Annotated in this window: 5 protein-coding genes; 1 reads left to right on the plus strand and 4 read right to left on the minus strand. The window is 72.7% G+C overall.

The window, feature by feature from the left end; translation table 11 throughout:
• Positions 1–162: 162 nt before the first annotated feature.
• Positions 163–579 (minus strand): DUF3054 domain-containing protein, encoded by a 417-nt coding sequence (locus ACFRCR_RS16975; RefSeq protein WP_377679165.1) that lies wholly within the window; start codon positions 577–579, stop codon positions 163–165.
• A gap of 135 nt (positions 580–714) precedes the next feature.
• On the opposite strand from ACFRCR_RS16975, the gene ACFRCR_RS16980 reads away from it, so the two are divergent.
• Positions 715–2,415, plus strand: coding sequence for an ABC-F family ATP-binding cassette domain-containing protein (locus ACFRCR_RS16980; RefSeq protein ID WP_377679167.1), 1,701 nt, complete (start codon positions 715–717; stop codon positions 2,413–2,415).
• A 13-nt stretch (positions 2,416–2,428) separates the two neighbouring features.
• Here ACFRCR_RS16980 and ppk2 read toward each other — a convergent pair whose 3' ends face one another.
• The 3 genes from ppk2 to ACFRCR_RS16995 form a co-directional block, all read right to left on the minus strand.
• Entirely contained in the window at positions 2,429–3,316 is an 888-nt protein-coding gene (gene ppk2 / locus ACFRCR_RS16985) for a polyphosphate kinase 2 (RefSeq protein WP_377679168.1), read from the minus strand.
• Positions 3,317–3,395: 79 nt separating this feature from the next.
• Positions 3,396–4,094: a Pr6Pr family membrane protein gene (locus ACFRCR_RS16990; RefSeq protein ID WP_377679169.1), complete on the minus strand. Its 699-nt coding sequence runs from the start codon at positions 4,092–4,094 to the stop codon at positions 3,396–3,398.
• A complete protein-coding gene (locus tag ACFRCR_RS16995; protein WP_030151560.1) occupies positions 4,091–4,660 on the minus strand; it encodes an NUDIX hydrolase family protein in 570 nt (189 codons plus the stop codon). Before ACFRCR_RS16995 ends, ACFRCR_RS16990 begins: the two co-directional genes overlap by 4 nt.
• Positions 4,661–4,731: the final 71 nt, after the last annotated feature.

The following is a 4,731-nucleotide window of genomic DNA, read 5'->3' on the forward strand; positions in this document are numbered from 1 at the left end:
CGTCTGGGCCGCACGTCGAGAACGACGTCCTGTGCGCTCGACCACGATGTTGCGGCCGCCAGAGCGGGCAGAACGACCCCAACCTCGTTCTCGACACCGGGGGGCTCAGGGCATCCAGCGACGCCCGCACGGCCGACCTGCCCAGGCCCCGAGACGTGCGGCCTACGCGCGCCCGCCGACCCTGAGCACGAGGCTCGCGACGAGCCGCCAGCCCACGAGCGTCGCGAGCAGGAACGCCGCCGACACCACGAGGAACGCGGTCGCGAGCCCCTCGCCCGTGGCCCCGCGCAGCGCCATGCCCACGACCCACGTCGTGACCCACAGCGCCAGCCCGGTCGACCAGGCCGCGAGGGGGCGGCGCCAGGCGCGCAGCAGGACCCATCCGGCGGCCAGCCCCACGAGGAACGGCCACGCGATCGTCAGGACAGCGATCAGCGGGCTGTCCGCGGAGTGCGTCGCCCGACCGCCGGCCGCGAACGCGAGGACCGCGACGACGTCGAGCACGACGGCCAGGGCGACGACGCCCGACCGGACGGTCGAGCGGGGCGTGGTGGGGGTGGTGGCCGGCGTCGAGGTCATGGCCACGACGCTACCCGAGGCCGGCCCGAGCACGGACGCCCGCCGGGTGGTGCGCGGTCCGCGTCCACGGTGCGGGACGAGGACAGGCAGGAGGGAAGGGCGCGCCCGCCCTCCTGCTCCCTCTAGGGTTGACCCGTGCACCTGGCTGTCGACGACCTCTCCTTCTCCTACCCCGGACGCCCCGTCCTCTCGGGGGTCTCGCTGCGCGTCGGCGCCGGTACACGGCTCGGCGTCGTGGGGGAGAACGGCACGGGCAAGTCGACGCTCCTGGGGGTCCTCGCCGGGACGCTGGCCCCGAGCGGGGGCGAGGTGCGCCGCCAGGGCTCGCTCGCCGTCGTCGAGCAGGAGCTCGTCCCGCAGCCCGGGCAGACGGTCGGAGACCTGGTCCGCGACAGCCTCGCGACCGTGCGCGCCGTAGGTGCCGAGCTCGACGCCGTGACGCGCGACTTCGACCACGAGCACGGCAACCTCGCCGAGCTGTCCGACGTCCTGGCTCGCGCCGAGCACCTGGCCGTCTGGGACGCGGACCGTCGCGTCGAGGTCGCGCTGTCCCGGCTGGGGGCGTGCCGCGACCCACGGCGTGAGCTCTCGACGCTCTCCGTGGGCGAGCGCTACCGCGTGCGCCTCGCGTGCCGTCTGGCAGAGCGCAGCGACCTGCTCCTGCTCGACGAGCCGACCAACCACCTCGACACGAGCGGCATCGACTTCCTCACGGGCGAGATCGTGGCCTGGGGAGGCGGGATCGTCATGGTCACGCACGACCGCCAGCTGCTCGACGACGTCGCGACCGAGATCCTCGACCTCGACCCCGCGATGGACGGCAAGCCCGTGCTGTACGGGCAGCCGGGCTACCTCGCCTACCGCTTCGCCAAGAACCAGGCCCTGCACCGGTGGCGCCAGCGCTACCGCGCCGAGCGCAAGCGCGCCGAGAAGCTCGCGGAGCGGCTCGACGCCTCCTACGAGGGGCTGTCCGACGAGTGGCGTCCCGCCAAGGGCAGCCAGAAGCACCGGCGCGCGACGCACGCGCGCATCCACGTCAAGGCGGCGGACCGTCTCGTGCAGAAGCTCGAGGCCGAGGCCGTCGAGGTCCCGGTCCCGCCGCTCGAGCTGCGCTTCCCGGACCTGCTGGCCATGTCGCCCGGCTGGTCGCCCGACACCCCGCTGCTCGAGGTGCGCAGCCCGCGCGTGGACGCCACGCCGCGCGAGGAGGACGCCACCCCCGGAAGCCTGCCCGACGACGGCGCCCCCGCGGCACCCGCCACCGTGCCCACGGGCGCCCGGCTCGACCTGCCCGGGACGCGCATCGCGATCCCGCCGTCGGGTCGGCTGCTGATTACCGGACCGAACGGCTCGGGCAAGTCGACCCTGCTCGCGGCGCTCGCGGGCACGGTCGGCCTCGACCGGGGAACCAGGACGGTCGCCGACGGCGTGCGGGTCGGGATCGTCGCGCAGGAGGGCCCCGCGCTGCCGCCGGGCGCCGAGGAGCGCACGGGGTTCGAGGAGTACGCGCAGGAGGCGCTCGACCTGCTGTCGGCGGGCACGCTCGACCCGGACTACCTGGTGCCGGTCGCGTTCCTCGGGCTCCTGACGGAGGAGGACCTGGACCGGCCGCTGCGCGAGCTGTCCGCGGGGCAGCGTCGCCGGTTCGACCTGGCCCGCGCGCTGCTCGCGGTGCCGCACGTCCTGCTGCTCGACGAGCCGACCAACCACCTCTCGATCGACCTGGTCGACGAGCTGACCCAGGCGTTGCGCGTCACGCCTGCGGCCGTGGTCGTCGCGACGCACGACCGCAGGATGCGCGAGGACTTCGCCGACTGGCCGACGCTCGAGCTCTAGCCGGCGCCCGGTCTCAGAAAGCGTTCTCGGGGTCGCCCAGGAGCTGGGCGACGTGGTCCGGGACGTAGTTTGCGAGCTCGCGCGGGGGACGCACGTAGTCGCCCGACGCCGGGGGGCGCTCGGGCAGGACGACCTTGTCGTGCGGTACGTCGACGTAGCCGATCGTCGAGAGCAGGTGCGAGATCATGTTGAGCCGGGCGTTCTTCTTGGAGTCCGACTCGACCACGAACCACGGGCTCTCGGGCACGTCGGTGTGCACCATCATCTCGTCCTTGGCACGCGAGTAGTCCTCCCAGCGGTGGATCGACTCGAGGTCCATGGGGCTCAGCTTCCACTGGCGCACCGGGTCCGAGAGCCGTGACCGGAAGCGCTTGAGCTGTTCGCCGTCCGAGACCGAGAACCAGTACTTGCGCAGGATGATCCCGTCGTCGATGAGCATCTGCTCGAAGACGGGGGTCTGCTGCATGAAGCGGTCGTACTCCGCGGGGGTGCAGAAGCCCATGACCTTCTCGACGCCCGCGCGGTTGTACCAGGACCGGTCGAACAGCACGATCTCGCCCGCCGCGGGCAGGTGGGCGATGTAGCGCTGGTAGTACCACTGCGACCGTTCGCGCTCGGTCGGCGTCGGCAGGGCGGCGATGCGCACGACGCGGGGGCTCAGGTACTGCGTGATGCGCTTGATCACGCCGCCCTTGCCGGCCGCGTCGCGCCCCTCGAAGATCACGACGACGCGTGCCCCGGTGGCCTGGGTCCACTGCTGGAGCCTGACGAGCTCGGCCTGCAGCCGGAACAGCTCGGCCTCGTAGACCTCGCGGGGCAGCGAGCGGCGCTCCTGCTTCCTCGACTTCTTCGACTTCTTCGACTTCTTCGTCGTGCTCGACTTCTTGGACGTCTTCGACATGGCGTCACGCTACCGCTGCGGCACGACGACGCGGGCAGGACGCGCGAGACGCCGGGGCGGCCACGGGCAGGGCCCTCGGTCAGCGCCCCACGGCGGCGGGCGCAGGTCGCATGCGCCGGTCGACCCATCCCAGCCCTGCCGCGAGCAGCAGGAACACCACGGCCACGACGCCCGTGTTCAGCAGCGCCTGCGGGTACCCGATCTCGGTCACGTCCATGAACGGGTACGGGTACCAGTGCGAGAACGCGCCCTGCACGAAGATGTAGACGATCCACGTGAGCGGCGCGAGGACCGACCACCAGATCGTCGCGGTGTCGATGCGCGGTCGCGGCCCCACGACGAGCCACCCGACGACCGCGAGCAGCGGTCCGGCCTGGTGCAGCAGCAGGTTCGTGAACATCCCGGCGACGCTCAGCTCCTGGAGCCCGGCGAGGACCGTGTTGTAGACGATGCCGGTCACGGCGATGCACAGCAGCGCGTCGAGCCGCGCGACGCGGAACACCCGCCCGTCGCGAAGCGGGTCCACGAGCAGCAGCGCGCACGTGACGGCGACCAGGACGTTCGACAGGATCGTGAAGTAGCTGAAGAAGTGGACGACGAGATCCGTCGTCGTGTCGCCCGGGAGAGGTCCGCGCCCGAGCGTGCCGAAGAGCTCCCAGACGACGCCGACGAGCGCCATGGCCGCGACGACGCCGTGCCACCAGCGGGCCGCGGTCGGTCCGCGCAGGCGGTCGCCCACGCCTCGGCCCGACGACGCCGTCACCGGGGCCGAGGTCACGACAGCCGGCCGACGTATGCCATGGCCTGTCGCAGGAGAGTGCCCTGCCCGCCGTGCATCTCGAGCTGCACCTGGTCGCTGCACGCCTGCTCGGGCGTGAGCCAAGCGAGCTCGAGCGCCTGCTGCTGCGGCTGGCAGTCGCCCGAGACCGGGACGACGTACGCGAGCGAGACCGCGTGCTGGCGGGGGTCGTGGTACCCGGTGATGCCGGGCGTGGGCAGGTACTCGGCGACCGTGAAGGGCTGCGGGGACGCCGGGACGTGGGGCAGGGCTACGGGACCCAGGTCCTTCTCGATGTGCCGCAGCAGCGCGTCGCGGATCCGCTCGTGGTACATCACGCGCCCCGACACGAGCGCCCGGGTCATCTGCCCCTCGGGCGTCACGCGCAGCAGCAGCCCGACGGCGACCACGTCGCCCGAGTCGTCGACCCGGACCGGGATCGCGTCGACGTACACGAGGGGGAGGTGGGAGCGTGCGGCCGCGAGGTCCTCCGCGCTCAGCCACCCGGCGGGCTGGGGGATCTCGCGGGAGAAGTCGTCGGGCGGGAAGTCGGCGGTGTCCGTCACCTGACTGTTCTACCACCCACGACGCGTGCTCGCGCTGAACCCGGTGGGCGGGGCCGGGTCCGGGGCAGCGA

Origin of the sequence: Oerskovia sp. NPDC056781 (assembly GCF_042789955.1) — a bacterium.
GTDB lineage: Bacteria > Actinomycetota > Actinomycetes > Actinomycetales > Cellulomonadaceae > Oerskovia > Oerskovia rustica.

What these genes read in the sequence shown, in the direction of transcription:
- ACFRCR_RS16975 (WP_377679165.1), bottom strand. Translation starts at nt 579, where the DNA reads ATGACCTCGACGCCGGCCACCACCCCCACCACGCCCCGCTCGACCGTC.
- ppk2 (WP_377679168.1), bottom strand. Translation starts at nt 3,316, where the DNA reads ATGTCGAAGACGTCCAAGAAGTCGAGCACGACGAAGAAGTCGAAGAAG.